The 25131-nt window shown below is 65.0% G+C and carries 23 protein-coding genes; 19 read left to right on the top strand and 4 right to left on the bottom strand.

Features of this window, described 5'->3' with window-relative positions; all coding sequences use genetic code 11:
• Nucleotides 1-7: 7 nt before the first annotated feature.
• Nucleotides 8-1465, bottom strand: a complete 1458-nt coding sequence (locus B8115_RS20525; RefSeq protein WP_010629736.1) for a M48 family metalloprotease — start codon at nt 1463-1465, stop codon at nt 8-10.
• 134 nt (nt 1466-1599) lie between these two features.
• Here B8115_RS20525 and B8115_RS20520 point away from each other — a divergent pair, with 134 nt between their 5' ends.
• A complete protein-coding gene (locus tag B8115_RS20520; protein WP_010629735.1) occupies nt 1600-1848 on the top strand; it encodes a sulfurtransferase TusA family protein in 249 nt (82 codons plus the stop codon).
• Nucleotides 1845-2954, top strand: coding sequence for an AI-2E family transporter (locus tag B8115_RS20515; RefSeq protein ID WP_010629734.1), 1110 nt, complete (start codon nt 1845-1847; stop codon nt 2952-2954). The genes B8115_RS20520 and B8115_RS20515 overlap by 4 nt, the downstream gene beginning before the upstream one ends.
• Before the next feature lie 57 nt (nt 2955-3011).
• Here B8115_RS20515 and B8115_RS20510 read toward each other — a convergent pair whose 3' ends face one another.
• Nucleotides 3012-3488, bottom strand: coding sequence for a peroxiredoxin (locus B8115_RS20510; RefSeq protein WP_010629733.1), 477 nt, complete (start codon nt 3486-3488; stop codon nt 3012-3014).
• Nucleotides 3489-3679: 191 nt separating this feature from the next.
• On the opposite strand from B8115_RS20510, the gene dapA reads away from it, so the two are divergent.
• From dapA to B8115_RS20445, 13 genes are all read left to right on the top strand, one after another.
• The gene (gene dapA / locus B8115_RS20505; RefSeq protein ID WP_010629732.1) at nt 3680-4564 is read left to right on the top strand and encodes a 4-hydroxy-tetrahydrodipicolinate synthase; all 885 of its coding nucleotides are present in this window, start codon (nt 3680-3682) and stop codon (nt 4562-4564) included.
• Nucleotides 4565-4614: 50 nt separating this feature from the next.
• Nucleotides 4615-5586 (top strand): hypothetical protein, encoded by a 972-nt coding sequence (locus tag B8115_RS20500; RefSeq protein ID WP_026038272.1) that lies wholly within the window; start codon nt 4615-4617, stop codon nt 5584-5586.
• The gene (locus tag B8115_RS20495) at nt 5586-6392 is read left to right on the top strand and encodes an MBL fold metallo-hydrolase (RefSeq protein ID WP_010629730.1); all 807 of its coding nucleotides are present in this window, start codon (nt 5586-5588) and stop codon (nt 6390-6392) included. The genes B8115_RS20500 and B8115_RS20495 overlap by 1 nt, the downstream gene beginning before the upstream one ends.
• Nucleotides 6393-6435: 43 nt before the next feature.
• Nucleotides 6436-7149 carry a phosphoribosylaminoimidazolesuccinocarboxamide synthase gene (purC, locus tag B8115_RS20490; RefSeq protein WP_010629729.1) on the top strand — a complete coding sequence of 238 codons (714 nt, stop codon included), beginning with the start codon at nt 6436-6438 and terminating at the stop codon, nt 7147-7149.
• 249 nt (nt 7150-7398) lie between these two features.
• Complete coding sequence (locus tag B8115_RS20485) at nt 7399-10389, top strand: molybdopterin cofactor-binding domain-containing protein (RefSeq protein WP_010629728.1); 2991 nt, start codon at nt 7399-7401, stop codon at nt 10387-10389.
• A complete protein-coding gene (locus tag B8115_RS20480; RefSeq protein WP_010629727.1) occupies nt 10386-11231 on the top strand; it encodes a xanthine dehydrogenase family protein subunit M in 846 nt (281 codons plus the stop codon). Before B8115_RS20485 ends, B8115_RS20480 begins: the two co-directional genes overlap by 4 nt.
• Entirely contained in the window at nt 11215-11742 is a 528-nt protein-coding gene (locus tag B8115_RS20475; RefSeq protein WP_010629726.1) for a (2Fe-2S)-binding protein, read from the top strand. Before B8115_RS20480 ends, B8115_RS20475 begins: the two co-directional genes overlap by 17 nt.
• The gene (locus tag B8115_RS20470) at nt 11735-13264 is read left to right on the top strand and encodes an AMP-binding protein (protein ID WP_010629725.1); all 1530 of its coding nucleotides are present in this window, start codon (nt 11735-11737) and stop codon (nt 13262-13264) included. Before B8115_RS20475 ends, B8115_RS20470 begins: the two co-directional genes overlap by 8 nt.
• Nucleotides 13265-13290: 26 nt before the next feature.
• A complete protein-coding gene (locus tag B8115_RS20465; RefSeq protein WP_010629724.1) occupies nt 13291-14094 on the top strand; it encodes an enoyl-CoA hydratase/isomerase family protein in 804 nt (267 codons plus the stop codon).
• 42 nt (nt 14095-14136) lie between these two features.
• Complete coding sequence (locus tag B8115_RS20460) at nt 14137-15414, top strand: benzoate/H(+) symporter BenE family transporter (protein WP_010629723.1); 1278 nt, start codon at nt 14137-14139, stop codon at nt 15412-15414.
• Between the two features lie 39 nt (nt 15415-15453).
• Nucleotides 15454-16428, top strand: coding sequence for an XdhC family protein (locus B8115_RS20455; protein WP_010629722.1), 975 nt, complete (start codon nt 15454-15456; stop codon nt 16426-16428).
• The gene (locus B8115_RS20450) at nt 16418-17014 is read left to right on the top strand and encodes an NTP transferase domain-containing protein (RefSeq protein ID WP_010629721.1); all 597 of its coding nucleotides are present in this window, start codon (nt 16418-16420) and stop codon (nt 17012-17014) included. The genes B8115_RS20455 and B8115_RS20450 overlap by 11 nt, the downstream gene beginning before the upstream one ends.
• A 104-nt stretch (nt 17015-17118) precedes the next feature.
• A complete protein-coding gene (locus B8115_RS20445; RefSeq protein ID WP_010629720.1) occupies nt 17119-17970 on the top strand; it encodes an AraC family transcriptional regulator in 852 nt (283 codons plus the stop codon).
• Between the two features lie 39 nt (nt 17971-18009).
• On the opposite strand, the gene tsaA is transcribed toward B8115_RS20445, so the two are convergent.
• Nucleotides 18010-18777, bottom strand: coding sequence for a tRNA (N6-threonylcarbamoyladenosine(37)-N6)-methyltransferase TrmO (tsaA, locus tag B8115_RS20440; RefSeq protein WP_035591783.1), 768 nt, complete (start codon nt 18775-18777; stop codon nt 18010-18012).
• Nucleotides 18778-18862: 85 nt separating this feature from the next.
• Here tsaA and B8115_RS20435 point away from each other — a divergent pair, with 85 nt between their 5' ends.
• Nucleotides 18863-19399 (top strand): GNAT family N-acetyltransferase, encoded by a 537-nt coding sequence (locus B8115_RS20435; RefSeq protein ID WP_010629718.1) that lies wholly within the window; start codon nt 18863-18865, stop codon nt 19397-19399.
• Between the two features lie 46 nt (nt 19400-19445).
• Here the strand turns inward: B8115_RS20435 and nadC are convergent, their stop codons facing one another.
• The gene (gene nadC / locus B8115_RS20430; RefSeq protein WP_010629717.1) at nt 19446-20300 is read right to left on the bottom strand and encodes a carboxylating nicotinate-nucleotide diphosphorylase; all 855 of its coding nucleotides are present in this window, start codon (nt 20298-20300) and stop codon (nt 19446-19448) included.
• A 77-nt stretch (nt 20301-20377) separates the two neighbouring features.
• Between nadC and ampD the strand changes: the two genes are divergently transcribed.
• From ampD to B8115_RS20415, 3 genes are all read left to right on the top strand, one after another.
• Entirely contained in the window at nt 20378-20938 is a 561-nt protein-coding gene (ampD, locus tag B8115_RS20425; protein ID WP_010629716.1) for a 1,6-anhydro-N-acetylmuramyl-L-alanine amidase AmpD, read from the top strand.
• A gap of 333 nt (nt 20939-21271) precedes the next feature.
• Nucleotides 21272-23944: a pyruvate dehydrogenase (acetyl-transferring), homodimeric type gene (gene aceE / locus B8115_RS20420; RefSeq protein WP_010629715.1), complete on the top strand. Its 2673-nt coding sequence runs from the start codon at nt 21272-21274 to the stop codon at nt 23942-23944.
• A gap of 61 nt (nt 23945-24005) precedes the next feature.
• Nucleotides 24006-25131: biotin/lipoyl-containing protein (locus B8115_RS20415; protein ID WP_010629714.1), on the top strand; the 1126-nt coding region annotated here is incomplete at its 3' end.

The following is a 25131-nucleotide window of genomic DNA, read 5'->3' as shown; positions in this document are numbered from 1 at the left end:
TGTCTCCTTACCTGAATTTTTCCATTGTCTCGCGGTACCCCACAAAGGCCTCGCGCCGCTGTTCGATGCGCGCCAGGGCGTTGCCGTCGTCGCTCTGCTCGGCAACCTGACGCGCCACGTCGAGCTGGCGAATGGCGCGCTGGATGTCCCCGGTGAGTTGCATGTGCTCGGCCCGGGCCAGATGCCCCCAGGCCTCACGCCCGCTACGCCCGGCGGCTTCGGCAAGCAGGGCGAAGACCTGCGGATCCTCGGAGCGACGCTCGGAGAGGTCGCGCAGGATGCGATAGGCTTCGTTGGGGTCATGCTGCAGCAGCGCCTCGCCCAGGGTGCGGGTGGCCGGCATGTGGCCCGGCATCAGTCGCAGGATGCGTCGGCTGCGCTCGATGGCGTCTTCGTAGCGACCGGCCTGGAAGGCCACGTCGGCGGCGCTGGCAGGGATGATGGCCAGGTCGGGCAACTCCCGGGCGATGGCATCGAGCTGGCTGAGGGCGGTATCGGTCTGACCGTTGTGGGCGGCGATCAGTGCGTCCAGGTAGCGCCGTACGGCTTGGGGGACGTCGCCCTGGGCCAGGCGGGTCGCCGCCTGCTGCGGATCGCGCTGATTCACCGCCAGCAGGGCCCTGGCGCGCACCAGGTGGTAGCTCGGGTCGCCCTCGCGAGGGCGGATGGCCTCAAGCTGCGAGGCGCGGGCTTCGGCGTCGCTGATACGCGATTCGGTCAGCGGGTGGGTGAGCAGGAACTCCGGCGGATTGCCGCCTTGCAGGCTCACCTGACGCTGCATGGCGCGGAACATCCTGACCATGGCTTCGGGGTCGAAGCCGGCCTGAGCCATGGTCTGCAGGCCGAGGCGGTCGGCCTCCTGCTCGAAGCGCCGCGAGTAGGCCAATTGATCTTGAATGAAGGCGGCCTGAGAGCCCATGGCGGCAGCGATGCCGGCATCGCCGCCGCCGCTGGCAGCGATCAGCATGCCGGCCAGCATCGCGGCCATGGCTGGCAGTTGGGTCTGCTCGGCGCGGGCCTGGCCGCGGGCATAGTGACGCTGCGACAGGTGGCCCAGCTCGTGGGCCAGCACCGAGGCGACTGCATCCTCCTCATCGGCGAAGGCGAACAGGCCGGCATTGACGCCGATCACCCCGCCCGGCACGGCGAAGGCATTGAGCGTCCGGCTGTCCACTAGTACCACCACCGAGCGAGTATCGGACAGGCCGCTGTGGGGCATCAGCCGGCCCAGCAGTGTTTCCACGTATTCCTGGGCGATGGGGTCTTGCCAGATAGGCGCCCGGGCATGGAACTGGCGCAGCCAGGCGCGACCCAGGCGAAACTCCTCGCCGGTCATGGCCTGGCTGGTGCCGGTCAGGCTGGGTAGACCATAGTCGTCCGTAGCAGTGGCAGGAGCGCCCAGGGTCAAGGTCAGCGTCAGGGCGGCAGCGCCAGCGGTCAGGCAGGTTCGGGTCTTGCGCAGCATGTGCCAGTCTCGTTCGAAGCGTCGGTCGGTTTCTCTCCGACATTGATTCGGCCTGCAAAGTGCCTTTAAATCTCAAGGGTTTTACGCTTTCCTGCAAGGCAGCGTGAACCATCGGCATTTTCCCGGGAGACGACATGGCTGTGCAACCTGATGATGTACTCGATGCCTGCGGCCTACCTTGTCCGCTGCCTCTGCTCAAGGCGAAGCAGGCGCTGGCCCGGCTGAAGCCCGGCCAGGTGCTCGAGATCATGGCGACCGATGCCGGCTCCTGGCGCGACTTCGAGACCTTTGCCGACAACAGTATTCATGAACTGTTGCAGCGCGAAGAGCGCGGCGAGGTTTACCACTACTGGCTGCGCAAGGGCGAGGAGCTCGCTTCATGACCTTGCGTGAGGTGTTCAAGGGCTGGATCGAGCACTACTTCTCGGACGAGGAAGCGGTGATCCTGTTGGTCCTGCTGGTGCTCGGCTTCGCCGTGGTGATCCTGTTCGGCCGCATGCTGGCGCCCTTCCTCACGGCGCTGGTGATCGCCTTTCTGCTGCAGGGCGGGGTCAATGCCCTGACCCGACAAGGCGTGCCCCATCTGCTGGCCGTGACGCTGATCTTCCTGGCCTTCATCGGGGTATTGCTGGCCCTGGCGTTCATCCTGATGCCGTTGATATGGAACCAGCTCGTGGGGCTGGTGCAGGAGACGCCACGTATCGTGGCCAGCGGGCAGCGCTGGCTCGATGACGTTCAGGAGCGTTATCCCACCCTGGTCACGCCGGATCAGGTGCAGGAGTGGATCGCGGTGGCGGGGCGTGAGCTGACCCAGTTCGGTCAGCGTGCCCTGACGCTTTCGCTGGCCTCGCTGGGCAACGTGCTGGCGCTGATCATCTACCTGGTACTGGTGCCGATTCTGGTGTTCTTCCTGCTCAAGGATCGCGAGCAACTGGTCGACTTCACGCTCTCGCTGCTGCCGCAGCAGCGTACGCTGATGACGCGCATCTGGCAGGAGATGGATACCCAGATCGCCAACTACGTACGCGGCAAGTTCGTCGAGATCATCATCGTCGGCACGGTGTCGTTCTTTACCTTCGCCTTCTTCGGCCTGCCCTATTCGGCACTGCTGGCCGTGCTGGTAGGGATCTCGGTGCTGGTGCCCTATATCGGTGCCGCCGTGGCCACCTTGCCGGTCGCCGCCGTGGCGGGGTTCCATTTCGGCATGAGCGAGCAGTTCCTCTATGTGCTGATCGCCTACGGCGTGATCCAGGCGCTGGACGGCAACGTGCTGGTGCCGATCCTGTTCTCCGAGGCGGTCAACCTGCATCCGGTGTCGATCATCGTGGCCGTGCTGTTCTTCGGTGGTATCTGGGGCTTCTGGGGCATCTTCTTCGCCATTCCGCTGGCGACGCTGCTCAAGGCGCTGGTGTATGCCTGGCCAAGGGGCATCCGGCAATACCACGACTCACAGCAGTCGGTGGAGCTGGAGCAATCCGCCGAGGAGTGATGGGCCAATGTCCGCCCGGCCACCGGCCGGGCGGAGCAAAACGCCCCTTGCGCTGTCTCACTTGCTGGCGTGGAGTTCCCGGGCGGCTTCCAGCACTTCCTGAGCGTGCCCATTGACCTTGACGCCGCGCCACTCGCGGGCGAGCTTGCCTTCGGCATCGATCAGGAAGGTGCTGCGTTCGATGCCGAGATGCTCCTTGCCGTAGAGCTTTTTCAGCTTGATGACGTCGAACAGCTTGCAGACTTCCTCGTCCTTGTCGGAAATCAGCTCGAAGTTGAAGGCCTGCTTGGTCTTGAAATTCTCCTGGGCGCGAATGCCATCCCGGGAAATGCCGAGGATGACCGTGTCGACGGCATCGAAGTCGGCCTTGCGGTCGCGAAAGTCGCCGCCCTCGGTGGTGCAGCCGGGCGTGCTGGCCTTGGGGTAGAAGAAGATCACGACCTGACGCCCCTTGAACTGGCTGAGGGAGAGGGTGGTGTCGCCGGTGGCGGTGGCAGTGAAGTCGGGAACGGGCTGTCCGATGGCAAGCGTCATGACGCCTCCTGTGGTCGTTTGAAAGCGTTTCATTACACGCAGGTCGGCGTTCGCTGTCAAAGAGCCCGTCGGCGTGCTGTACAGGCCTGTGCGGCCTGAGTACCATTTACCCTTTGCTCGCGGCCGTGTCGAGCCATGGTCGTGGGTGCGGCAGAGCGCTATTGCGTGCTATTGCGTAGAGGAACGAGAGGATGATCACTGGCAGTATCGTCGCCCTGGCGACGCCGATGAAGGCCAATGGCGACATCGACTGGGAGGCGTTGCGCCGCTTGGTGAACTTCCACCTGGAGAACGGTACCGATGGCATCGTGGCAGCCGGCACCACCGGTGAGCCCACCACCATGTCGTTCGCCGAGCACTTCGACGTGATTCGCGCCGTGGTGGAAGAGGTCGACGGTCGCATTCCGGTGATCGCCGGCACCGGGGCCAACGCCACTTCCGAGGCCGTTGAGCTGGCTCGCTATGCCAGCGAAGTGGGTGCCGATTACTGCCTCTCGGTATGCCCCTACTACAACAAGCCAACCCAGGAAGGGCTCTATCGCCACTTCAAGGCCGTGGCGGAGGGCAGCCGCCTGCCGGTGATTCTCTACAACGTGCCCGGCCGCACCTGTTCCGATCTCTACAACGAGACCGTGATGCGCCTGGCCGAGGTCGACAACATCATCGGCCTCAAGGACGCCACCGGTAACCTTGAGCGCGCCGAGGATCTCATTTCACGGCTCAAGGGCAGCGGTTTCATGCTCTACTCCGGCGACGACAGCACCGCCTGCGAGTTCATGCTGATGGGCGGCAACGGTGACATCTCGGTCACTGCCAACGTGGCGCCCAAGGCCATGCATGAGCTGTGCGTGGCGGCGGTGGCCGGCGATGCCGACCGTGCGCACCAGATCAACACACGACTGATGCCGCTGCATACCAACCTGGGCATCGAGTCCAATCCGATACCGGTCAAATGGGCGCTGCACCGCATGGGGCTGATCGACCAGGGCATTCGTTTGCCGCTCACCTGGCTGTCCGGCAAATACCATGCGACGGTGGACGAGGCCCTGCAACTGGCCGGCGTGATCGACGATTGAGGCGAGTGGGAAGCCCCGCCGCCCTGAGAACCTGACTGCAAGGTGACTGCATGAATTCTGCGCTGAAATGGATGCCGCTGGTGGCCGTGGCCGCCCTGGCCACGGCCGGCTGCGCCCGCGAAGGCTTCTACGACGACCGCAACATCGACTACGTGAGCGCCCAGCGCAGCGCGCCTCTGGTATTGCCCGAAGGGCGTAACGAACAGCGCTATCGCGACGCCATGCCGGTGCCGCAAGCGCAGGGCAGCTTGCGCCCCAGCGACGATCGTTTCCGCGCCCCCAGCCCCACGCGCCTGGCTTCTGGCGGCGCGGTGGAGCGCGATTTCGTCGAGCGGCGTGAAATCGGTACCGACCAGTGGCTGGTGGTGGCGGCCGACCCGGGCATGGTGTGGCCGCAGCTGCAGGACTTCACCCGCGCTCGCGGGCTGCAGGTGCAGGCGAGCGACGATGCGCGCGGCGTACTGGAAACCGCCCAGGGCCGCCTGAGCGTACGTCAAGGGCTGCGCGCCGGTGACAGCGAAGTGCGCTGCGACCTGAACGGCCGTCCGGTGGCCGCCTGTCTGGATGCGCTGGAACAGCACTTCAGTGCCCGTAGCGCTACTGCCAGCGCCGCCTCCCTGGCCGGCCAGCAGATCGCCAGCGAAGACCGCCTGAGACTGGAGCAGCTTTCCAGCGGCGAGTGGGTGGTGCGCATTCCGCTCGACGTCGACCGCGTCTGGGCTGAACTGAACCACCAGTTGCAAGCCGACTTTGCCGTCGAGGGGCGGCGCGAGCTGCTCGAGCAGAACCCGCAGCAGCACGACTTCCTGGTCAACTACATGACCGTCTCGGAGCGTGGTCGTGGCTTCCTGCAGATCGCCTTGAGTCCCGACGTGCGCCAGATGCCCCAGGAGATCCGCCTGGTGCTCGAGGCCGAAGGTCCCGAACGCACCACCCTGCGGGCCGTCAACGAGAGCGAGCGACGCTTCAACGAAGAGGACGCCCGTGAGCTGCTCGAGCGGGTGTCGGGCCTGCTGCGCTGATGCCGAAAGGCAAGGGCGATACGCCGTTGTCGAGCGCTGGCAAGCTCAGCTTTGCCTCGCTCGGCAGCGGCAGCAAGGGCAACGCGACCCTGGTCAGCGACGGCGAGACCTCGGTGCTGGTGGATTGCGGTTTCGGCCTGCGCGAGACCGAGCGCCGGCTGGCACGTCTTGGTGTGCATCCGCGCCAGCTCGATGCGGTGCTGGTCACTCATGAGCACGGCGACCACCTGCGCGGCGTAGGGCCGCTGGCACGCCGCCATGGGGTGCCGGTCTACCTCACGCCGGGTACCTGGCTCTCCGGGCGTCTCGGCGAGGTGCCCCAGCGCCACTGGATCACGCCGCAGGCGCGCTTTGCCGTGAAGAGCCTGGTGATCGACCCGATCACGGTGCCCCACGACGCCCGTGAGCCGGTGCAGTTTCGCTTCGAATCCCGTGGCTGCCATCTGGGTGTATTGACCGATCTGGGCCATCCCAGCGAGCACGTCATCGAGGCATTCCGTGGTTGCGATGCCCTCATTCTCGAGTGCAACCACGATCGCCACATGCTCGAGATCGGCCCTTATCCGCCGCAGCTCAAGCGGCGCGTGGGCGGCAACTGGGGGCATCTGGCCAACGTCCAGGCCGCGGCGCTGCTGCAGCATTTGGGGCTCGATCGCCTGCAGCGCATCGTCTGCTCGCATCTGTCCGAACACAACAACCGCCCCGAGCTGGCTCTCGAGGCACTCACGCCGCTGCTCGACGGCGACGCATCACGCCTGACGATTGCCGCCCAGGACAGCGGGCTGCAGTGGCAGGCGATCCGCTGAATTGCCACGCTAAGGTCATTGCCTTCACCTTCTGGAGACCCCCATGGAAAAGCGTCAAGAACTCTACGCCGGCAAGGCCAAATCGGTGTACGCCACCGACGACCCCGATCTGCTCGTCTTGCATTTCCGTGACGACACCAGCGCCTTCGACGGCGAGCGCATGGAGTCGCTGGCACGCAAGGGCATGGTCAACAACCGCTTCAACGCCTTCATTATGGAGAAGCTGGCTGCGGCGGGCATTCCCACCCACTTCGAGAAGCATCTCTCCGACACCGAGAGCCTGGTCAAGAAGCTCGAGATGATTCCGGTGGAGTGCGTGGTGCGCAACATCGCCGCCGGCGGCCTGGTCAAGCGCCTCGGCGTGGAAGAGGGGTGCGAACTCACGCCGCCCACCTTCGAGCTGTTCCTCAAGAACGACGCGCTGCACGACCCGATGATCAACGAGTCGCTGGCCGAGACCTTCGGCTGGGCCACGCCCGCACAGCTCGCCGAGATGAAGTCGCTGACCTTCAAGGTCAACGAGGTGCTCAAGCAGCTGTTCGCCGACGGCGGCCTGCTGCTGGTGGACTACAAGCTGGAGTTCGGGCTGTTCAAGGGCCAGATCGTGCTGGGCGACGAGTTCTCGCCGGACGGCTGCCGCCTGTGGGACGCCGAGACCCGCAACAAGATGGACAAGGACCGTTTCCGTCAGGGCCTCGGCGGTGTGATCGAGGCCTACGAAGAGGTGGGGCGTCGTATCGGCGTCGAGTTCGACTGAGCCACTGCTGACGAGGGACTCCAGCATCGTGACAGGAAGGCGGCCCAAGGGCCGCCTTCCTGCGTTCGAAAGCCGTGTGTGTGCACTGGCGACGGCTCCTTATCCTTTAGTTGCAATTCAGACTCTCGGGTAAAAGTGCCGATGATGGGGCCAAACTCCATCCCGCCGAGCAAGGCCGATCGGCGAGCGACTCCATAGACTTCTCTCCAGATGGCAACCGATTCCGACACGGCCATCGTGGAGGAGTGAATGAACGCTTTCGAGCCAGCCTTGCGGGAGGGGCAGTCGGGCCAAATTGGCCGCCGGCAGCCGCGCATCGAGGACGATGCCCTGCTGCAGGGGCGTGGTCGCTATGCCGACGACCTGGCGGTGGCGCCAGGCACCCTGCATGCCGCCGTGCTGCGTTCACCCCATGCCCATGCCCGGCTGGTCGGCCTGGACGCCTCGCCGGCGCTGGCCATGCCTGGCGTGCATGCCGTCCTGACCGGCGAGGACGTCAAGCGCTGGGCGCGGCCCTTTCCGGTCGGCGTGCGCCAGCCCATGGAGCACTGGTGTCTGGCCGTCGACAAGGTGCGCTACGTCGGCGAACCGCTCGCCGTGGTGATGGCCGAGAGTCGCTACCTCGCCGAGGACGCCCTCGACGCCATCCGCGTCGACTACCAGACGCTGCCCGTCGCGGTGGATACCGAGGCGGCCATCGCAGCCGACGCCCCGCTGCTCCATGAGGCAGTCGGCAGCAATGTGGTCAGCGAGCGCCACTTTCGCTATGGCGACCCCGAGCAGGCCTTCGCCGAGGCCGAGCATCGCGTCGCGCTCAAGGTGCGCGTGCCGCGCAGCTCCTGTACGCCGATGGAGTGCTACGTGGTGCTCGCCGAGTATGACCCAGCCAGTGCCAGCTACGATGTACTCGCCAACTTCCAGGGCCCCTATGCGCTGCATACGGTGATGGCTCGTGCCCTCAAGGTACCCGGCAACCGCTTTCGGCTGCGTACCCCGCCGGACTCCGGTGGCAGCTTCGGCATCAAGCAGGGGGTCTTTCCCTATGTGGTGATGATGGGGTTGGCCGCCCGCAAGGCCGGCGCTCCGGTGAAGTGGGTGGAGGATCGCCTCGAGCACCTGCAGGGGGCTTCCTCGGCTACCAATCGGATGACCGAGATAGAGGCTGCAGTGACCCGCGATGGGCGTGTCACCGCCCTGTACTGGGATCAGGTCGACGACTGCGGCGCTTACCTGCGTGCGCCGGAACCGGCCACTTTCTACCGCATGCACGGCAACCTGACCGGTGCCTATGCGATCCGGCATCTTGTCGTGCGCAACCGCGTCGCGCTGACCAACAAGACGCCCACTGGACTCAACCGCGGCTTCGGCGGGCCTCAAATCTATTTCGCCCTCGAGCGGTTGATGCAGCGCATCGCCGTGGAACTCGACCTCGATCCTCTCGAGGTGATCCGTCGCAACCTGGTGCCGTCCGGCAGCTTTCCCTATCGGGCCGCTGCCGGAGCATTGCTCGACTCTGGTGACTATCCCGCCGCTGTGGAACAGGGCATTCACGAAGGTGGGTTGGAGGAACTGCTGGCGCATCGTGAGACAGCCCGCCGCGAGGGACGGCTCTACGGCATCGGCTACACCGTGGCGGTGGAACCCTCGATCTCCAACATGGGCTATATCACCACCGCCATGACGCCCGAGGAGCGGCGTAAGGCCGGCCCCAAGAACGGGGCGGTGAGCACCGCCACGATCAGCGTCGGTCCGCTAGGCGACGTCAGCGCTCATGTCTCGTCGACGCCGCAAGGGCAAGGGCATCGCACGGTGGTCGCCCAGGTGATCGCCGAGGTGCTCGGGGTGCCGCTTGAGTCGATCAGCGTCAATGTCGAGCTCGATACCGGTAAGGACGCCTGGTCGATCGCCTCGGGCAACTACTCCAGCCGCTTCTCAGGCGCCGTGGCCGGGGCGGTCTACCAGGCGGCGGTGAAGGTGCGCGATCGCCTGGCCGGTATCGCCGCCGCTCAGTGGCAGGTGGAGGCCAGTCGCATCCGCTTCGCCGAGGGGCAGGTGATAGTGAACGACAGTGAGCTGTCGATGCCCTTTGGCCGCCTGGCCGGCGCCACCCACTGGGCGCCGGGCACACTGCCCGAGGACGAGCCGGGCGGGTTGCGCGAGACGGCGTTCTGGTCGCCGCCTCAGCTCGAGGCGCCGGACGATGACGATCGTATCAACAGCTCGCTCTGCTACGGCTTCATCTTCGACTACTGCGGGGTGGAGGTCGACCGCATCACCGGCCAGGTGAGACTCGATCGCTATGTCACCCTGCATGATGCTGGCCGCCTGCTCAATCCCGATCTGGTCGATGGACAGGTGCGTGGGGCCTTCGCCCAGGGGCTCGGTGCGGCACTGATGGAGGAATTTACCTACGGCGACGATGGCAGCTTCCAGTCCGGCACCTTCGCCGACTACCTGGTACCGACCAGCGTCGAGGTGCCTGAACCACTGATCCTGCACAGGGAGACGCCGTCGCCGTTCACCCCGCTGGGTGCCAAGGGGGTGGGTGAGGGCAACAACATGAGCACCCCGGTGTGCATCGCCAATGCCGTGGCCGACGCCTTGGGCATCGCGGACATCGAGTTGCCGCTGACGCCGTCCAAGGTGCGCATGCTGATCGGCATCGAGGAGCCACCGCGGCCCCAGGGAGTGGGCGAGGATCAGACGGCTCCCGCAGCCGGTGGCGGCTCGCGGCTCACCGCCAGCGACTCGGTGACGCTGCCGGGCAGCCCCCAGGCGGTCTTCGACACCCTGCTCGATCCCGAGACCCTGCAGGCGATCATCCCTGGCTGTCATGCCCTGGAGCTTACCGGCGAGAACGCCTACCGCGCCGATGTCACCGTCGGCGTGGGGATGATCCGCGCGCGCTTCGATGCGCGGGTGGCGCTCTCCGACCTCGACCCCCCGCACGGTCTGCGGCTCTCCGGGGCCGGCACCAGCGCCATGGGCTCGGCGGAGGGCAGCGCGCAAATTCGGCTGACCGAGGTCGAGGGCGGCCAGACACGACTCAACTACGACTACGACGCTGCCGTGGGCGGCAAGGTCGCCTCGGTGGGCGGGCGCATGCTGCAAAGCGCCTCGCGGATGATCATCGGCCAGATTTTCGCGCGCCTGGCCCAGCGCATGGGCGGCGCCGCACCACGACTGTCGCTGTGGCAGCGCCTCAAGGGCCTGTTCGCCGGCCGGGGAGGTCGCTCATGAAACCCGCTGCTTTCGATTATCTGCGCCCGTCGAGCCGTCGTGAGGCCTGCGAGCGGCTGCATGAGGCTGGAGACGATGCTCGACTGATCGCCGGGGGGCAGTCGCTGATGGCGGTGCTCAACATGCGCCTGGCCCAGCCCAAGCGGCTGGTCGATATCGCGGGTATCGAGGACCTGCACTACATCGAGCGGCGTGACGATCACCTGGCGGTGGGTGCCGGGGTGACTCAGGCCGAACTGCTCGAGCACCCCGGTCTCGCCGAGGCGGTCCCGTTGCTGGCCCAGGCGATGCCCTGGATCGGCCATTGGCAGACCCGTAACCGCGGCACGGTATGCGGTTCGATCGCGCATGCCGATCCCAGCGCCGAGCTGCCGCTGTGTCTGGCCACCCTGCGAGGGCAGGTGGTACTCGAGAACCGCCGCGGCAAGTCGCGCCGGGTCATGGCGGAGGACTTCTTCCAGGGGGTACTGACTACCGACCGCCGTCAGGACGAGCTGATCACCGAAGTGCGCTTTCCCCTGGCGAGGCCGGGCGCGGAGTACCGCTTCCGCGAAGTGGCCATGCGCCACGGCGACTTCGCCATTGTCGCGCTGGCGGCGGTGGTCGACAGCGACCGCGTCACCCTCGGCGTGGGTGGCGTCGCCGACCGCCCGGTGGCTCGCGAGTTCGTCTGCCACGCTGACCCGAGCGAGGCCCTCAACGCCCTCGCCTGGTCCTTGGGCGCCGAGGACGATGCCCATGCCACGGCGGCCTATCGCCGCCAGTTGATCCGCGAGCTCGGCCGGGAGTTGATCGCCGGCGGGCCAAGTAACGAGGAGAACGCCCATGTACGCCAGGGCTGACCAGCGCATTCGCGTGATCCTGACCCTCAATGGTCGCGAGCGCAGCGGCTACGCCGAGCCCCGTACCCAGCTGTGTGACTTCCTGCGCCACGAGCTGGGGGCCACCGGCACGCACGTGGGCTGTGAGCATGGCGTGTGCGGGGCCTGCACGGTGCGCGTCGACGGTCGTGCCAGCCGCAGCTGCCTGATGCTCGCGGTACAGGCCGAGGGGCGGCGGCTCGACACCGTCGAGTCGCTGGCAGGAGAGGAGGGCCTTTCCGATCTGCAACAGGCTTTCCGGCGTCATCACGCCCTGCAGTGCGGCTTCTGCACCGCAGGCATTCTGATGTCCTGCGAGGAGTTCCTGGACCGTGTGGCCGACCCCAGCGAGGCCCAGGTGCGCGACATGCTGTCGGGTCATCTGTGCCGTTGCACCGGCTATACCGGCATGGTCCAGGCGGTACTCGACGTGGCCCGGACGCGCCGTGAGGCGGCCGTGCCTGACAGTCAACAGGAGAACAACGATGTTTGATCTTGGTCGCAGTTTTCTTGCCTCGGTGGAGCGTCGCCCCCGGGCGATCGCCATTTCCGATGGCGAGCTACGCAAGACCTATGCCGAATGGTTCGCCGATATCCAGAGCGTGGCCAGGAGCCTCGAAGCGATGGGCCTGGCCAAGGGGGACCGTCTGCTGGTGGTGATGCAGAACCGCTGGCAGATGGCGACCCTGCACTGGGCCTGTCAATTCGCCGGGATCGTGGTCACCCCCCTCAACTGGCGATCCACGGCCCGGGATCTGAGTTACTGCATCGAGGATGCCGAGGTCAAGGCGCTCGCCTATGACGCTTCGGTGGCCGAAGCGGTGAACGGCTGTCCCGAGGCACAGCGGCTACCACGCATCACTGCCGGAGGGGTCGAGGACATCGGTGCCCATGACTTCGACGCCCTGCTCGGTGTGGACGGTGAGCTGGTATTGCGTGCCGACGCCGAGGATGTCTCGTTGATGCTCTACACCTCGGGTACCAGCGGCAAGCCCAAGGGTGTGCCACGCCTGCATCGCGCCGAGCGTGCCGCAGCGCTGGCCCATGTGGCACAGAACCTCTATCGCCACGACGAGTGCACCCTCGGCGTGATGCCGCTCTATCACACCATGGGCGTGCGCTCGCTGCTGTCGATGGCTCTGATCGACGGCCACTTCGTCTGCGTGCCGAAGTTCGATCCCGCGGCGACGCTGGACGCCATCGAGGGTGAGGGCGTCACCAACCTCTACCTGGTGCCGACCCTCTACCACATGCTCATCGAGCACCCCGAGTTCTCACCGTCACGGGTAGCCGGCGTCGACAAGCTGGGCTTCGCCGGCGCGCCGATGAGTGCGGGGCTGATGGCCCGGGTTCAGGAGGCCTTCCAGCCCAGCCTGTTCGTCAACCACTACGGCAGCTCCGAGATCTATACCTTCACCATCGACCAACGGGCCAGTGACAAGCCGGGCTCATCGGGTCGGCCTGCGCTCAACCAACGCATCCGGGTGGTCAGGGTGGGCGCCGAGTCGCCGGACGAGATCCTGGGCGTAGGGGAAGAGGGCGAGATCATCGCCGACATGGCCGGCGACGAGGCCTTTCAGGGGTACTGGCACCGCCCCGATGCCGACCGCAAGGCGCTCAAGGAGGGCTGGTACTTCACCAGCGATACCGGCTACTTCGACGCCGACGGCGACCTGTTCGTCACCGGCCGGGTCGACGACCTGATCATCACCGGTGGCGAGAACGTCAGCCCCGTGGAGATCGAGAATGTGCTCTCGGTGCACCCCCAGGTGGAAGAGGTCGTGGTGGTGGGGCTGGCCGATGAGCAGTGGGGCGAAGTGGTCACCGCCTTCGTCAAGGTCCGACAGGCCCTCGACGAGGGCGCACTCGATCGGCACTGCGTCGATTCCGGCCTGGCCCGTTTCAAGCGCCCGCGGCGCTACGTCTTCGTCGACGAGATTCCCAAGTCCCCCGTGGGCAAGATCCTGCGCCGCGTGCTGCGCGAACAGGATAACCCCAGCGCACAACCCCACTGACCAGCAAACCGACAAGGAACCAAGACATGACTACCACCGACGTGAATACCATTCTGGCCAGCGACTTCGACGGTTTCAGGGTCCAGGTCGATGCCGATGCCGAGCGTGCCGACATCATCCTCGGCCGTCCGCCACTCAACGTGATCTCGATGCCCCAGCGCGACGAGCTGCGTCGCGTGTTCGAGGTGCTGGACGCCCATGACGGCGTGCGCGTCATCGTGCTGCGCGCCGAGGGCGAACATTTCTCCAGTGGTGGCGACATCAAGGGGTTCCTCGAGGCATCACCCGAACATGTCTCGAAGCTCGCCGACAACGTGGCCGCCCCGGCGCGTTGCTCGAAGCCGGTGATCGCCGTCAACCGTGGCTATACCTTCGGCGTCGGCTTCGAGCTGTCATTGGCCTGCGATTTCCGCATCGCCTCCGAGACGACTCTCTATGCTCTGCCGGAGCAGAAATTGGGGCAAATCCCGGGGTCCGGAGGCTCTGCCCGCCTGCAGAAGATCATCGGCATCGCCCGGACCAAGCACATGGTGATGCGTGCCAAGCGCATCGGCGGTGCACAGGCGCTGGCGTGGGGTATCGCCAGCGAGTGCGTGCCCGATGACCAGCTGGAGAGCGCTACCCAGGCCTTGGTGGACGAACTGCGCGGCTTTTCACCGCTCGCTCAGCGCACCGCCAAGCGCCTGATCAACGATAACGAGGATGCTCCGCTGTCGGTGGCCATCGAAATGGAAGGCCACTGCTACAGCCGGCTGCGAACCTCCAGCGACTTCCGCGAGGGTGTCGAGGCCTTCCATGGCAAACGTCGAGCCGTCTTCACCGGTGAATGACCCGTACCCCAATGACATAACAACAACCCCCGGAGAGATACCATGCAAGCACACGACAATAACGGGGTCAGCCCCACGCCAGCTGCGGTAGTGGACGCCAAGCGTCCGCTGCTCAAAGACCTGACCCGGGTCTTCACGGCCAAGTCGATCAGTGCAGGCACCGTCGCCGCACTGTTCGGTTGCTCGGGGCCGGCGCTGATCGTGATCAGTGCCGCCGAGGCAGGCAATCTGTCCAATGGCCAGACCGTGGCCTGGCTGTTTGCCATCTATTTCCTGGGCGGTCTGATCAGTCTGATCATGGCCTCGCGCTACCGTATGCCGATCACCGGGGCCTACTCGATCCCGGGGGCGGCAATCATGATCGCCGCCCTGACGACCATTCCCTTCAACGAGGCGGTCGGCGCCTTCATCATGAGCGGCGCTATCGTTCTCCTGCTGGGTGTCAGCGGAGTAGTAGGGCGTATCATGCGTTGGCTACCGATGCCGATCGTCATGGCGATGATCGCCGGCGCCTTGATCCGCTTCGGCATCGGTGCGGTGAACGCGGTGGGGGCCGCACCCTGGATCGCCGGCACGGCAGTGGTGGCCTTCTTCCTCAGCTCACGCTTCATCAAGACGGTGCCGCCGGTACTGGTGGCCGCGTTGGTGGGGCTCATCGTGGCCTTCGCCATGGGGGCCGTTCAGCCCGCCGAGGTGGACATCGCCTTCGTCGCACCGCAGTTCACCGCACCGAGCTTCACCCTGGGGGCCTTCCTGGCCATCTCCGTGCCGCTGGCGGCACTGGTGATCGGGGCCGAGAATGCCCAGGCCACCGGGGTGCTGCTGGCCGAGGAGTACCGCCCCCCGGTCAATGCCATGACCATCATCAGCGGCATCGGTGGCATGCTCGCTGGCCTCCTCGGCGGCCACAACGCCAACATCGCCGGGCCGATGACCGCCATCTGCTCCTCCGAGCAGGCAGGCGACGACAAGAGCACCCGCTATGGTGCCACCCTGGTGAATGGCGTGCTGTTCTGTGCCTTCGGGCTCTTTGCCGGTGCGGCGGTGCCCTTCATCCTGGCGTTGCCCAGCGCCCTGATCGGCAGCGTGGCCGGTCTGGCAATGATCGGCGTGCTGTTGGCAGCCTTCCAGCATGCCTTCTCCCGCCATCGTGGCCACCAGATCGGTGCCTTCGTGGCGCTAGTGGTGGCGATGAGCAACATCAGCCTGCTGGGGATCAGCGCTCCGTTCTGGGCACTGGTCTGCGGTATCGCGGTCTCCCTGCTGCTGGGTGAGAAGACGCTGGATCCCGACACCGAGACAACCAAAGTGGCCGATTGAACGCGGCTGCACCATCGGTGGCCATGAGAGGGTGGAGCGATGCGTGACCTCGATCATCAGGTAATCACCCAGGCGCTGGCCTGGGTCCGCGACGGCCACCCCATCTGGTTGTGCACCGTGCTGTCGACCTATGGCTCGGCGCCCCGTGGACCGGGCGCCATGCTGGTGGCGCGTCGCGACGGTCAGTATGTCGGCTCGCTATCCGGTGGCTGTGTCGAAGAAGCCTTTCTCGAGGAACTCATCGTTGGCGACTTCGACCGAATGGTGACCTTGCGTCGCTACGGTGAAAGTCGTGAGGAGAGCTGGCGTCTCGCCCTGCCCTGTGGCGGCGTGCTCGAAGTATTGATCGAGCACCGTGCCCCCGACGCCGCCTGGCTGGTGCACCTTGAGGTGCTGTACCAGGCCCTGCAGGGGCAGTGCCGCCTGGTACGGTGTGTCGATGTCGAAGCCGGCTCCTTTCAGGCTCGCGAGGATGACGTTGCCGAGGGGCCATGCGTGGTGCGCCGTCCCGCGTCCGTCGACATTCGTATCGGGCCCGTGCTGCGCCTGCTGCTGGCCGGCCTCTCGCCGGTGGCCGAAGCCTGTGCTCGCTTCGCCCAGGCGTTGGGCCACGAAGTGATCGTCTGTGACCCTCGACCGGAGATGTGCGAAGGGTTCAGTGTCGACGGGGTGACGGTGGTGCCGCAGTTACCGTCAGTCTTCATCGCCGCCGGGGGCTGCCATGCGGCAACCGCGGTGGTGGCCTTGACGCATGATCCGCGCATCGATGATCTGGCCATGATCGAGGCAGTGCGTACCGAGGCCTTCTATATCGGCGTGATGGGCTCGCGCCGGACCTCGGATGCCCGCGCCACACGGCTGCTGCGTTCCGGGGGGCTGTCCCAGGCCGATGTCGATCGCATCCAGATGCCGATCGGCCTCGATCTCGGCAGCAAGACCCCAGCCGAGATCGCCCTGGCCGTGGTAGCCGATATCGTACGGGTCTACCACGGGAAAGCCCGCGATGCCCTCTGACACCGTCGCTGCTCTGGTATTGGCAGCCGGTCGGGCGCGCCGCTTCGGCTGCGACAAGCGCCTGGCGCACCTGCCACAGCGTGGGCCGCTGCTGGCCGCCACGCTGGCGACCCTACGGCCTCATTTCGGCGAGATTCGGGTAGTGGTGGGCATCGAGGATGATCCCGTCCATCTGGGCATTGCCAAGGATATTGGCACCCTTGTTGCCGAGACGGCAGAACAGGGTATGGGAGCTAGCCTCGCCGCCGGTATCCGCATGCTTAGGGACGAGACTCAGGCTGCGGCAGTGGCGGTGATGCTGGGAGATATGCCTTGGTTGAGCGAGGCCACCTTTGCTCTATTGTGCTCAAGAGCTAGTGATCGGGCGATCGTGCGGCCCTTCTATCGGGGGCAGGGTGGGCACCCGGTGCTGTTCGGCCGTTGTTTCTGGGGCGCGCTCGAGCAGCTGACCGGCGACGAGGGAGCTCGCAGCGTGGTACGGCGGCATCGGGATGTCTGTATCGAGATCGAGGTTCAGGACCCGGGCGTCGTGCAGGATGTGGACCGGCCATTGGATCTTGCCTGGACAAGACATAATGGCCGCTGAGTGGCTTGCCATGCGACTTTGGTCTGGCTATGGCCGGGGCGCGAGTAAGAGATGGTACGCTGGCTTGTATCAGCATGCCTTACACTTCCACTGACGAGGACGTCATGTCGAGTGCACACCGCATCTTGCATGGCGAGTTTGGTCGCGTTGCCCTGCTGGACATGGATGAGTCGCTGGTGCCCCACGCCCATTCCGAATGCCATGTGCTGCTTAAGGTTTCCGGGGAGGATACCTATTTCTCGGTGCGTGATCGCCGGCTGCCGCTAACCGACAGGACGGCGGTGCTCATCAACGCCTGGGAACCGCACTTCTACGATCACCAGAGCGGTGCCGCCGACACTCTGATCCTGGCCCTCTACATTGAGCCGAGCTGGTTGGCGGCCTTGCAGCGTGGACTGGCGTTGAGCGGTCGCCCCGACTTCTTTTCCAGCCCCTGCATCGAACTTACGTCCCGTATGCGGGATCATGCGGACCTGCTGATCGATGCCATGTTTTCTTTCGGCTTTGTGCCTCAGGGCAGGCTGGAAGAGCTGCTTTTTGATTTGCTGATCGGGATCACCGAGAAACATTCCGAATTGCGCCACCTTTCCAGGCTGCGAGTGGGCGTTGCCAGCGACTTCTACGATGCTCGAATTCGTCAGGCGAGCCAGTTCATTCTCGACCATCCCCAGGGGGAACTGGATATGGAAGGCATCGCCCGTCATTGCGGTCTTTCGCGGGCGCATTTCTTTACCCTGTTCAAGAAAAACACCGGCATGACACCGCAGATGTTTGCCAATATCGGCAAAATGCAGTTTGCGTTTCGCTGCCTATCGGAGAATCGCTCTGGCACCTTGGGTAACTTGTCGGAATCCTTGGGTTTCTCTGAGCAGGGGCACTTTACACGCTTCTTTCGCCGCCATATCGGGGCTTCGCCGAGTCAATACCGTAAGGTTGTCGACAATTATCTTTCCTAGAGCAATAGTAGTCGCGGTATTTAAATTACCGTCAAATTTCTAATTCCCGATGTCGATTTCGATCACGTGAATCCCTGACCTTCCAGTCAATGCTGTGCTTTCTACTTGGAAGCGCACATCGACGTCGCGCAAGCGTACGCCGTAGAGTCGCTCCTCGGCGCTCTTGCGGTGGTAGGCGGGGCGAGGGTCCTGGGCCAGCACCTGGCGGATGAGCTCGCGCAGCGAGGCGGCATCCGCGCGCGTGGCCAGCGTCGCTTCGGCTGCAGCGCTGAAACGCACCGCCAGCTGCGGAGGCGGGGCGGGGGCGTAGCCGGCTCGGGCATCGGGCAGTGCCTCCGCCCAGGGCAGGTAGGGTTTGATATCGAGCACCGGCGTGCCGCTGATCAGATCGCAGCCCGTCAGTGCTAGACGTACTCTCGCTCGATCGTCGTTTCCACCTATGTCGACCCCACCTATGTCGATCCTACTTAGTTTCACCAGCGACTGTCCCAGACGGTTTGGCCGATGGGTGCTGCGGCTGGCGAACACGCCGACCTTGGCATTGCCACCGAGCCGCGGCGGTCGCACCAGGGGAGTCCAGCGAGCTGGGCTGTGATGAAAGACGAAGGTCAGCCACAGATGGCTGAAGGCCTCCAGGCCGCGTACGGCAAGCGGGTCGTCATAGGGTGGAACAAGGACCAGGTTGGCGCGCGCCGCCGCGGCCAGGCCGGGTTGGCGCGGTACGCCGAACTTGTCGGGAAAATCGCTTTCGATGTAGCCGATGGGCTGCATCGAGTAGCTTTCCATGGAGTGGGGTAGGCGGGTCATGGCGCAGATTATGCCTGCCATTGGCCCCAGCGGCGAGCTTGTGTACCCTGCTTGCCGTGACAGCCATGTGAGACGCGAGTAGATGATGGAAACGACGACCCCGAACGATTCGCCGTCCGCGGCGACCCGCTCGCCGCGGATCCTCTATCGTCAGGCCAAGGCCCGTGATGGGGCCGATCAGGCCGAAGTCTTCCATCATGCCGTGATGCAGGGCGCGGCCACGCACTACAGCGTGGCGGAGCGTGAAGCGTGGGCGGCGACGATGCCGCGAGAGAGCAGCGTATGGGCCGCCCGCCAGGCGCTTTACACCACGCTGGTGGCGACCTGCGATGGGCGCTGCGTGGGATTCCTGGAACTCGACGTGCCCGGCGGCCATATCCATACCCTGTATGTCTGGCCTTCACTGGCGCGGCGTGGCATCGGCTCGACGCTGCTGCTGTATGCCGAGCGGATGCTGCTGGAGCACGGCCACGGTCGTGCCACCATCGATGCCAGCCGTATGCTGGCCGAGAGCCTGCTGCGGCGCGGCTGGCGGGACCTCGGCGTCGAGTGGGTGACGAGGGATGGTGTGAGGCTCGAGCGGCGGCGGTTGGAGAAGCCGCTCGCCGCCATCGAAACCTAGGCCTCGCCCGAAAACTGGCTGCGCTCGCCGACTTTTCAGGCGAAGCCTAAGCTGCTCGCAGTTCGACGATACGCATCGACAGGTCGATCGCCTTGACGTCCTTGGTCAGGGCGCCGCTGGAGATGCAGTCGACGCCGGTAGCGGCGATCTCGCGCAGGGTGCTCTCATCGACGTTGCCTGACGCTTCCAGGGTCGCCCGGCCGGCGTTACGCTTTACCGCCTCGCGCATGTCGTCCAGCGTGAAATTGTCGAGCATGACGATATCGGCTCCGGCCGCCAGCGCCTGGTCGAGCTCATCGAAATTCTCCACCTCCACCTCAACCGGCAGATCGCGGGCGATGCTGCGCGCTTCCTTGACGGCGGCGGCGATACTGCCGCAGGCGGCGATATGGTTTTCCTTGATCAGGAAGGCGTCGTACAGCCCGATACGGTGGTTGTGCCCGCCGCCGCAGGTCACCGCGTACTTCTGTGCCAGGCGCAGACCGGGCAGGGTCTTGCGGGTGTCGAGCAGGCGCACGCCGGTGCCCTCGAGCAGATCGACGTAGCGCCGGGTGCGGGTGGCGGTAGCGGAGAGCGTCTGCAACAGGTTGAGCGCCGCGCGCTCTCCGGTCAGCACCCGGCGGGCGGGACCTTCGATTTCGAGGAAGCACTGGTCGGCTTCGAGGCGGTCGCCGTCCGCGGCGCTCCAGCGTAGCTGAATGGTGGGATCAAGGCGGCGATAGATCTCCTCGACCCAGGCCACGCCGCACAGTATGGCCGGCTCGCGGGTGATGACCCGGGCCTTCGCCCACTGCGACTCTGGGATCAGCTGCGCGGTGATGTCGGCGGGGCCCACGTCCTCGGCCAGCAGGTGAGCGGCGGCTTCGCGAATCGCTTCGACTAGGGCGTCCTGGTAATGCATGGCGGGCCTTTTCATGTTCATGGAGCGTCGGGACCGTCATTATAGGGAATCCATGTCCGCGACGTCAGGGGAGCGAGATGAGAATCGAGAAAGGCTGGCTTGAGAGTGTCCGGCGCGTGGCGTCGCCCAATCAGGACGCGCGACCGGAAGGCGAGGTGTCGGCAGTGGTGCTGCACTCGATCAGCCTGCCGCCCGGTGAATTCGGCGGCGAGTACATCGAGCAGCTATTCACCAACACGCTGGATGCCGCTGCCCACCCCTTCTTTCCCAGCATCGCGCAGCTGCGGGTTTCCGCCCACCTGTTGATTCGGCGCGACGGCGAGTGCGTGCAGTTCGTGCCTTTCGATCGGCGTGCCTGGCATGCCGGTCGTTCCTGCTGGATCGAAGAGGGACGGATACGGCGGGCGCTGAACGACTTCACCGTGGGCATCGAGCTGGAAGGCGATGAAGTTCATGCCTATCGTGACAGCCAGTATCGAACGCTTGCCGCGGTCACGCAGGCTCTCAAGCTAAACTACCCTGACATGAACTACGCACGCATCACCAGCCATGCAAGAGTCGCTCCGCTGCGCAAGAGCGATCCCGGCCCGGCTTTCGATTGGGCCTATTTCCGCCAGTGTCTCAAAGCGTTGGGTTGATCGATACGTCGAGGGGCAAAACCGGGCATAGAGTGATCATACGGTAGTTTTATTACATCCAAGACATTTTCGATTGAAACTATCGGCGAGGCACGTAACAGCTTGTGTTGCAATGCAATAGTCAGATTGTGGAAAAAAATTCCATTCCGTTTCGATTGGCAGGAAGGCCACTTTACGGTATGTTCTACGCCATTCGTTGTATGCGCTTCTGTAAAATGACTACAACAGCCGCATCGCGGCATGACATTCCCCTGATCGTCAGTAGTGCGACCCGTCCCGGCGTTCTTCCGCCAGGGGCTATCTGACATCACATTGTCACTCGGAGAGACGTCTATGAGTCTGGAGGCAAGAGAAGATTTCGATCCGGTCGAAACCACGGAATGGCTGGATTCCCTGGAGTCGGTCCTGGATCGTGAGGGCGAGGAACGCGCTCGGTTTCTGCTGACACGCCTGGCCGACCGGCTGCGTCGTGATGGCATGCAGGCACCCTTCTCGATTAAGACGCCGCATCGCAACACCATCCCGGTGCATCGCGAAGCGCCGATGCCGGGCGACCTGTTCATGGAGCGTCGCATTCGCTCACTGATCCGCTACAACGCCATTGCTCAGGTCATCCGCAACAATCGTGCCCACCCGGGCCTGGGCGGCCATATCGCGAGCTTCATGTCGGCCGCCACGCTCTATGACGTCGGCTTCAACCACTTCTTCCGTGCGCCCAACGGCGACTTCGAGGGCGACCTGGTCTACATCCAGGGCCACGTGGCGCCGGGCGTCTATGCCCGCGCCTACCTGGAGGGGCGTCTCACCGAGGCGCAGATGGACAAGTATCGCCAGGAGGTCGATGGCGACGGTCTCTCGTCCTACCCGCACCCGTGGCTGATGCCGGACTTCTGGCAGTTCCCCACCGTTTCCATGGGTCTGGGGCCGATCCAGGCGATCTACCAGGCCCACGTGATGAAGTACCTCGACTCCCGCGAGCTGCGTGACATGCATGATCGCAAGATCTGGTGCTTCATGGGCGACGGCGAGTGCGACGAGCCGGAATCCCTCGGCGCCATTCACCTGGCCAGCCGCGAGAAGCTCGACAACCTGATCTTCGTCATCAACTGCAACCTGCAGCGCCTTGATGGCCCGGTGCGCGGCAACGGCCGCATCATCGATGAGCTCGAGGGTGTCTTCCGCGGCGCCGGCTGGAACGTGCTCAAGGTGGTTTGGGGCCGGCTGTGGGATCCGCTGTTCGAGAAGGACAAGAAGGGTATCCTGCAGAAGCGCATGGACGAGGCGGTCGATGGCGAGTACCAGAACTACAAGGCACTCGGCGGCGCCTATACCCGCGAGCACTTCTTCGGCAAGTACCCGGAAACCGCCGAGATGGTCAAGGATCTCTCGGACGAGGACATCTGGAAGCTCAACCGCGGCGGCCACGATCCGTTCAAGGTCTATGCGGCCTACCACGAGGCAGTGAACAACGCCAACGGCCGTCCCACCGTGATCCTTGCGCACACCGTCAAGGGTTACGGCATGGGCAGCGGCGAGGGCGAAGCCGCCATGGAAGCCCACCAGGTCAAGACCATGGAATACGAGGCGCTGCGGAAATTCCGCGATCGCTTCGGCATTCCGCTCTCCGACGAGCAGCTCAAGGAGGTGCCGTACTACAAGCCGGCGGACGACTCGCCCGAGCTGAAGTACATGCACCTGCAGCGCGAGCGCCTGGGCGGCTACCTGCCGCAGCGGCGCAACGACTTCGAGGCGCTGACGATCCCGTCGCTCGAGGACAAGACCTTCGCCACCCAACTGGTCGGCTCCAAGGGGCGTGAGATCTCCACTACCATGGCCTTCGTGAGGATTCTCAACGGCCTGGTGAAGGACAAGAAGATCGGCCAGCAGGTGGTGCCGATCGTGCCCGACGAGGCGCGCACCTTCGGCATGGAGGGGATGTTCCGCCAGCTCGGCATCTATACCTCCGAAGGCCAGAAGTACGAGCCCGTCGACAAGGGCCAGATCATGTTCTACCGCGAGGACAAGAAGGGTCAGATCCTCGAGGAAGGCATCACCGAGGCTGGGGCGATGTCGGCGTGGATCGCCGCGGCGACCTCCTACAGCAACCACAATCTGCCGCTGCTGCCGTTCTATATCTACTACTCGATGTTCGGCTTCCAGCGCATCGGCGATCTGGCCTGGGCGGCCGGCGACCTGCAGGCGCGCGGCTTCCTGGTCGGCGGCACTGCCGGGCGCACCACGCTCAACGGCGAGGGGCTGCAGCACCAGGACGGCCACAGCCATCTGCAGGCGGCCACCATTCCCAACTGCCGCAGCTACGACCCGACCTACGCCCATGAGGTGGCGGTCATCGTCCAGGACGGCCTGAAGCGCATGTTCGCCGACAAGGAGAACTGCTTCTACTACCTGACGGTGATGAACGAGAACTACGAGCACCCCGAGCTCGAGGAGGTGCCCGCCGACGACATCATCAAGGGCATGTACCTGCTGCGCGAGCACAAGGGCGACAAGGGCCACGTGCAGCTGCTCGGCTCCGGCACCATCCTGCGTGAGGTGGAAGAGGCGGCGCGGATGCTGGCCGAGGAGTGGGGCGTGGGCTCCGACATCTGGAGCGTGACCAGCTTCAACGAGCTGCGCCGCGAGGCCCTGCTGCTCGAGCGCGAGGCGTTCATCAACGCCGCCGACGAGCCGGTCAAGCCCCACGTCACTCGCTGCCTGGAAGGGCGCAATGGGCCGGTCATCGCCTCCACCGATTACATGCGTCTGTTCGCCGACCAGGTACGTGCCTGGGTGCCGACCGACTACCATGTACTGGGGACAGACGGCTACGGCCGCTCCGACACCCGCGAGAAGCTGCGCCATTTCTTCGAGGTCGATCGCTACTTCGTCACCGTGGCATCGCTGAAGGCGCTGGCCGATCGTGGCGAGCTGGATCGCAAGGTCGTCGCCGAGGCGATCAAGAAGTACGGCATCGATCCCAACAAGCCCAATCCGCTGACGAGCTGATCCGGTGGCAAGGCGGGCAGGTGCCCGCCTGTTCCAGGCACGATTTGGAAGGAGCGCGACCTTGAGTAGCGAAATCATCAAAGTTCCAGACATCGGCGGCAGCGAAGACGTCGAGATCATCGAAATCGCCGTATCCGAAGGGGACGTCATCCAGCCCGAGGACACGCTGATCACCCTGGAGTCCGACAAGGCCAGCATGGATGTACCCTCGCCCAAGGGCGGCAAGGTCGTCCGCGTGCTGGTGAAGGAGGGCGACACCGTCTCCGAGGGCGACGACATCGTCGAGCTCGAGGTGGAGGGTGGTGGCAGCAGCGACGCCGGCAGTGAAGAGAAGGCCGAGCCCGCCGAGCCCAAGCGCGAGCAGGCATCCAGTCAGGCCACCCAAGCCGCGGCGGAGAAGCCGGCGGCCAAGAAGGCCAGCGGCGGCGGCAAGCGCACCGTCGAGATCAAGGTGCCCGACCTGGGCGGCTCCGAGAACGTCGAGATCATCGAAGTGGCGGTCGCCGAAGGTGACGAGGTGGCGGAAGAGGACACCCTGATCACCCTTGAGTCGGACAAGGCCTCGATGGACGTGCCGAGCCCCTACGGCGGCAAGCTGGTCAGCCTCACCGTCAAGGAGGGCGATACCGTCTCCGAGGGCGACGTGATCGGCACCATGGAGATTGCCGGCGAGGGCGGCGATGACTCGGGAGAGCACGAGCCCGAGCCCGAAGCCGTCGAGACCACCGCGGAGCCCGCCGAGCAGGCCGAAGCGCCGGCCGAGGAAGAGGCCGTGAGCGGCGAACCCGAGCGCCGCGAGATCCGCGTTCCTGACCTCTCCGGCTCCAGCGACGTGCCGATCATCGAGATCGCCGTGAGCGCCGGCGACGAGGTGAACGAGGAAGATCCGCTGATCACCCTGGAGTCCGACAAGGCCTCCATGGATGTGCCGAGCCCCTACAAGGGCAAACTGATCGAGCTCACCGTCAAAGAGGGCGATACCGTCTCCGAAGGCGATCTGATCGGCTACATCGAGGTGGCCGGCAGCAAGCCAGCCTCCAAGAAGGCTGACAAGCCGACCGAGCAGAAAGCCGCGGCGCCGTCATCGGCCAAGGCCGACAAGCCGGCTTCGACCCCGGCCGGCACGCCGAGCCCGGAAGCGCAGATGGCGGCCCACAAGCCCCGCGACGGCAAGCTGGTCCACGCCG

The organism is Halomonas sp. KM-1, from assembly GCF_000246875.1.
Lineage (GTDB): Bacteria > Pseudomonadota > Gammaproteobacteria > Pseudomonadales > Halomonadaceae > Halomonas > Halomonas aerodenitrificans.
Note: the sequence above shows the minus strand (reverse complement) of the source record. Positions and strands in the feature narration are given on the sequence as shown.

Excerpts from the sequence above, each read along its gene's own strand:
- nadC (WP_010629717.1), bottom strand. The coding sequence starts at position 20,300 with ATGCATTACCAGGACGCCCTAGTCGAAGCGATTCGCGAAGCCGCCGCT.
- B8115_RS20510 (WP_010629733.1), bottom strand. The coding sequence starts at position 3,488 with ATGACGCTTGCCATCGGACAGCCCGTTCCCGACTTCACTGCCACCGCC.
- B8115_RS20455 (WP_010629722.1), top strand. The coding sequence starts at position 15,454 with ATGCGTGACCTCGATCATCAGGTAATCACCCAGGCGCTGGCCTGGGTC.
- aceE (WP_010629715.1), top strand. The coding sequence starts at position 21,272 with ATGAGTCTGGAGGCAAGAGAAGATTTCGATCCGGTCGAAACCACGGAA.
- dapA (WP_010629732.1), top strand. The coding sequence starts at position 3,680 with ATGATCACTGGCAGTATCGTCGCCCTGGCGACGCCGATGAAGGCCAAT.
- B8115_RS20475 (WP_010629726.1), top strand. The coding sequence starts at position 11,215 with ATGTACGCCAGGGCTGACCAGCGCATTCGCGTGATCCTGACCCTCAAT.
- B8115_RS20495 (WP_010629730.1), top strand. The coding sequence starts at position 5,586 with ATGCCGAAAGGCAAGGGCGATACGCCGTTGTCGAGCGCTGGCAAGCTC.
- tsaA (WP_035591783.1), bottom strand. The coding sequence starts at position 18,777 with ATGACCCGCCTACCCCACTCCATGGAAAGCTACTCGATGCAGCCCATC.
- B8115_RS20460 (WP_010629723.1), top strand. The coding sequence starts at position 14,137 with ATGCAAGCACACGACAATAACGGGGTCAGCCCCACGCCAGCTGCGGTA.
- B8115_RS20445 (WP_010629720.1), top strand. The coding sequence starts at position 17,119 with ATGTCGAGTGCACACCGCATCTTGCATGGCGAGTTTGGTCGCGTTGCC.
- B8115_RS20435 (WP_010629718.1), top strand. The coding sequence starts at position 18,863 with ATGGAAACGACGACCCCGAACGATTCGCCGTCCGCGGCGACCCGCTCG.
- B8115_RS20500 (WP_026038272.1), top strand. The coding sequence starts at position 4,615 with ATGAATTCTGCGCTGAAATGGATGCCGCTGGTGGCCGTGGCCGCCCTG.
- B8115_RS20470 (WP_010629725.1), top strand. The coding sequence starts at position 11,735 with ATGTTTGATCTTGGTCGCAGTTTTCTTGCCTCGGTGGAGCGTCGCCCC.
- purC (WP_010629729.1), top strand. The coding sequence starts at position 6,436 with ATGGAAAAGCGTCAAGAACTCTACGCCGGCAAGGCCAAATCGGTGTAC.
- B8115_RS20465 (WP_010629724.1), top strand. The coding sequence starts at position 13,291 with ATGACTACCACCGACGTGAATACCATTCTGGCCAGCGACTTCGACGGT.
- B8115_RS20515 (WP_010629734.1), top strand. The coding sequence starts at position 1,845 with ATGACCTTGCGTGAGGTGTTCAAGGGCTGGATCGAGCACTACTTCTCG.
- ampD (WP_010629716.1), top strand. The coding sequence starts at position 20,378 with ATGAGAATCGAGAAAGGCTGGCTTGAGAGTGTCCGGCGCGTGGCGTCG.
- B8115_RS20520 (WP_010629735.1), top strand. The coding sequence starts at position 1,600 with ATGGCTGTGCAACCTGATGATGTACTCGATGCCTGCGGCCTACCTTGT.
- B8115_RS20485 (WP_010629728.1), top strand. The coding sequence starts at position 7,399 with ATGAACGCTTTCGAGCCAGCCTTGCGGGAGGGGCAGTCGGGCCAAATT.
- B8115_RS20525 (WP_010629736.1), bottom strand. The coding sequence starts at position 1,465 with ATGCTGCGCAAGACCCGAACCTGCCTGACCGCTGGCGCTGCCGCCCTG.
- B8115_RS20450 (WP_010629721.1), top strand. The coding sequence starts at position 16,418 with ATGCCCTCTGACACCGTCGCTGCTCTGGTATTGGCAGCCGGTCGGGCG.
- B8115_RS20480 (WP_010629727.1), top strand. The coding sequence starts at position 10,386 with ATGAAACCCGCTGCTTTCGATTATCTGCGCCCGTCGAGCCGTCGTGAG.